Below are 3,342 nucleotides of genomic sequence, written 5' to 3'. Positions count from 1 at the left end.
CTGTCGTCTATTACTACAGTATATAAATCTAGATTTTTAGCTATTTTAAATAGTGATAGTCCTATATGACCTCCACCTATAATTATAAGTTTAGGCTTTGGTTTAAATACTTTTATATATCCAAAGGCAGTTCCTCCACATTGCATACCTAAGTTTCCATTATCATTTAAAGTATATTCGAAATTATAGTCCTCTCCACTGTCTAAACACTCTATACATTTATCAATAACCTTACGCTCTATCATTCCTCCACCAACAGTTCCCATAACCTCTCCATTTTGAAATACTGCTATAGTTGCTCCCATTTTTCCTGGTGTTGAGCCTATTGTTTTTGTGATTGTGGCAAAGGCTACTTTATATCCATTTTTAACTTGATTGTATATTTCTTTTAATATTATTTCATCCATAATTTATCTTCCCTCATGTTTTTGTTTCATATATAATATAGCTTCTATTACTCCCCCCGCTATAGTTCTAGCTTTATCAGAAATTGTATAAGAATTTTTTATTTCTTCTATACGTGGGTCAATGTCAGCTATTTTTAATCCATTTTTCACATTAGTTTTATCTCTTATAATACCTCTTAAAAGACCATCTATAGTGGCTTTTACTTCAGTTATAGAATTATTTTCACTATTATTTATAGTAGCTAATACTTCACCTTTTTTAACAATATCTCCTATTTGCCTTACATTGGATATTGTTCCATCAGTTGGTGAGTATATAACCCTTTCTTTACCTATGCCTTTTATTTCTCCTGGTATTCCTGTGTTTGCCATGGCATATCCACTTTCTATAATTCTACCTAAATTATGACCTCTCATAGTTTCTATTACTATATCCACATCTTGTGATGCACAAAATCCAGGCCCTAATCCTATGGTTATTGGTGCCATAGATTTATTTGTGCCTAGATTTTTTTTAGCTAATATAGCATCTACCACTACTAATGGATTTAACATTTTTATGTATTCTCCATAAGGATCTATTACTACGGGAATATTTCCTCTATCTAATATGTTGTATATTTCCTCCAAATTATTTGCTTTTTCACATACAACATCTTCTACTATAAATTTATTTTCGTATATAGCTTCACTAAAACAAACTGCCCTTCTTATTGATGAAGGCTTTTCTACTTCAAGGATTACTACTTTAAATCCACATCGATGAAGTTTATGTATTGTTCCTGTGGCTATATCTCCACCGCCCCTAATTACTATTAAGTCTTTTTTCATTTTCTGCCCTTCTTTTTAAAAGATTTTTAAAATCATCTATATTATCTATATCAAATAGAGTATTTTCACAAACATCAACATATTTTATTTTATCAGAAGATTTTATTATGCTTTTTCCACCTTTATCTCCTTCTAATTTTAAAATTTGTTCTTTATATATACTTGGATATATGACTGGATTTCCTAAGCTTTCTTTGTATTTTGGTATCACTATGAAGCTAGTATCTTCTTTAAAAACATTTATCAGTTTTTCTATATCCTTTTTATTCAAAAGTGGTTGATCTCCAACGAAAAACATATATCCTTCACTTTCATCACTTTCTTTTACTCCTAATTTTATAGATTCACTTTGACCTTTATTAGGATATTTATTTATTACTACTTTAAAATTTAACTTTTCTCCAAATTTTTTTATTTCTTCATATTGAGTTACTAGTATTTTCTCTTTGAAATTACAATTAGATATAATATCTAGTGTGTACTCAATTAAAAATTTATTATTGTACTTTATAAGAAGTTTATTTTGACCCATACGTTTTGAAAATCCTGAGGCCATTATTATTGCTGAAATCAAATTTATCATCCTTTTACGAATTTATTCTTCTATAAATTTATCTTTAAAAACACTTCCATATATAAACTTATCTATGTATGATGGATTTTCATTTTTTATATTTTCTATAAGATTTAGAGCATTTATTTCATCATTAATATTTTCAACTTTATTTATAAATAAAATTTTCTCTCCTTTATAAATCTTAAATAGTCCATTTTCATGCAAAACAAGATTTTTCACATGTTCCAGTTTCACAACCTTTAGTGACTTTTTATTATTTGTTTCTAAGTCTTGATTAATTATTTTTGAATCTTTATCTATGATTTTTAAAAACTTCTCTACTCTATGAATGTTTTCTTCATTAATATATAAACCTATAGAACTAATATCTACTACCCCTATAGTTTTTGTAGTTTTATGATATACAACAGGTTCTTTATCATTCCAACCTTTAAGAGGTTTTTCTTTTGAACCATCACCTTCTATTATTACTATATCAAAATAAGGTGTTATTTTATCTAATTGATCAAAAGTTAATCCTTTTATTTTATTAAAATTTACCTTTGAGTCGTCTATGTTGCAGTTACTGGTATTTGAATTAGAATTGTTTACTATATAATTTCCTATTACATATACTCCATTTTTATTATTTTTGATTATGTCACTATACTTTTCATTATTATGATTTTCGTCATTATAACTTTTATTATCATACTTCTGATTTTCCCTACTCACCTCATCATCCTTTATATCACTTAGCATAATCATTTCATCATAGAGATTTTTATCTGGTACATATATGTGAGTTGTGGTAGTTACTAGCACCTTATAGTCTTTTCTAAATAAAGAAGAAGCAGAGAACATCAAAGATGTTTTACCCCCTGCTCCCACTATTGTTATTATATCTTTATTTTTTATGTCAAAAGTATCAATTAAATTGTTATTCATAATTTACAATTATTTATTAATCATAGCCATGAATACTTTTTCTGGTGTCATAGGTAAAGTATTTAAATTTATTCCAAGACCATTGTATATAGCATTTTCTATAGCTGGACATGCTGTATTAACAACAACTTCACCTACAGATTTTGCTCCAAATGGACCTGTTGGCTCATAACTTTCTTCAAAATCAACTATTATATTACCCACATCTTTTCTAGTAGGTATTTTATATTGCATAAATGTATTAGATGCCAGTTCTCCTCTTTCTGTATATACCACATCTTCATATAGTGCCATACCTATACCTTGAACTATTCCACCTTCTACTTGTATTTTTGCTAAGTTTTTATTTATAACTGTACCACAGTCAACTACAGCAACATAATCTACAATATCAACTTTACCAGTTTCTTTATCTATTTCAGTTTCTACAAATCCTGCTATAAATGGTGGTGGTGAAACTGGGCTTCCGTGAGTAGCATATCCTACTAATTGATTTTTATTAGGTCCTACAGTTACATCCACAGCTAAATCAAATACTGATATAGATTTATCTCCATTTAGTGATTTTACACAATTTCCGTCAAACTCAACATCTTCTTT

Annotated in this window: 5 protein-coding genes; all 5 read right to left on the bottom strand. The window is 28.1% G+C overall.

The features are described from left to right. Positions 1-407, bottom strand: a 407-nt coding sequence (locus tag J7G74_RS10110; protein WP_297134853.1) for an XdhC family protein, incomplete at its 3' end; no start/stop codon positions are given. 3 nt (positions 408-410) lie between these two features. Then, entirely contained in the window at positions 411-1,238 is an 828-nt protein-coding gene (yqeB, locus tag J7G74_RS10105) for a selenium-dependent molybdenum cofactor biosynthesis protein YqeB (RefSeq protein WP_297134850.1), read from the bottom strand. After that, positions 1,213-1,821, bottom strand: coding sequence for a molybdenum cofactor cytidylyltransferase (gene mocA / locus J7G74_RS10100; RefSeq protein ID WP_297134848.1), 609 nt, complete (start codon positions 1,819-1,821; stop codon positions 1,213-1,215). Before mocA ends, yqeB begins: the two co-directional genes overlap by 26 nt. Positions 1,822-1,833: 12 nt before the next feature. Then, positions 1,834-2,742: a selenium cofactor biosynthesis protein YqeC gene (gene yqeC, locus J7G74_RS10095; protein ID WP_297134845.1), complete on the bottom strand. Its 909-nt coding sequence runs from the start codon at positions 2,740-2,742 to the stop codon at positions 1,834-1,836. 9 nt (positions 2,743-2,751) lie between these two features. Next, on the bottom strand, positions 2,752-3,342 hold a 591-nt coding region (locus J7G74_RS10090; RefSeq protein WP_297134843.1), incomplete at its 5' end, for a xanthine dehydrogenase family protein molybdopterin-binding subunit.

The sequence above is a fragment of the Terrisporobacter sp. genome (assembly GCF_017888745.1).
GTDB lineage: Bacteria > Bacillota > Clostridia > Peptostreptococcales > Peptostreptococcaceae > Terrisporobacter.
The sequence above is the reverse complement of the archived record's forward strand: the minus strand, read 5'-3'. Positions and strand labels throughout refer to the sequence as shown.

Bases quoted from the DNA above. Each gene is read 5' to 3' on its own strand.
- yqeB (WP_297134850.1), bottom strand. From the start codon at position 1,238: ATGAAAAAAGACTTAATAGTAATTAGGGGCGGTGGAGATATAGCCACA.
- mocA (WP_297134848.1), bottom strand. From the start codon at position 1,821: ATGATAAATTTGATTTCAGCAATAATAATGGCCTCAGGATTTTCAAAA.
- yqeC (WP_297134845.1), bottom strand. From the start codon at position 2,742: ATGAATAACAATTTAATTGATACTTTTGACATAAAAAATAAAGATATA.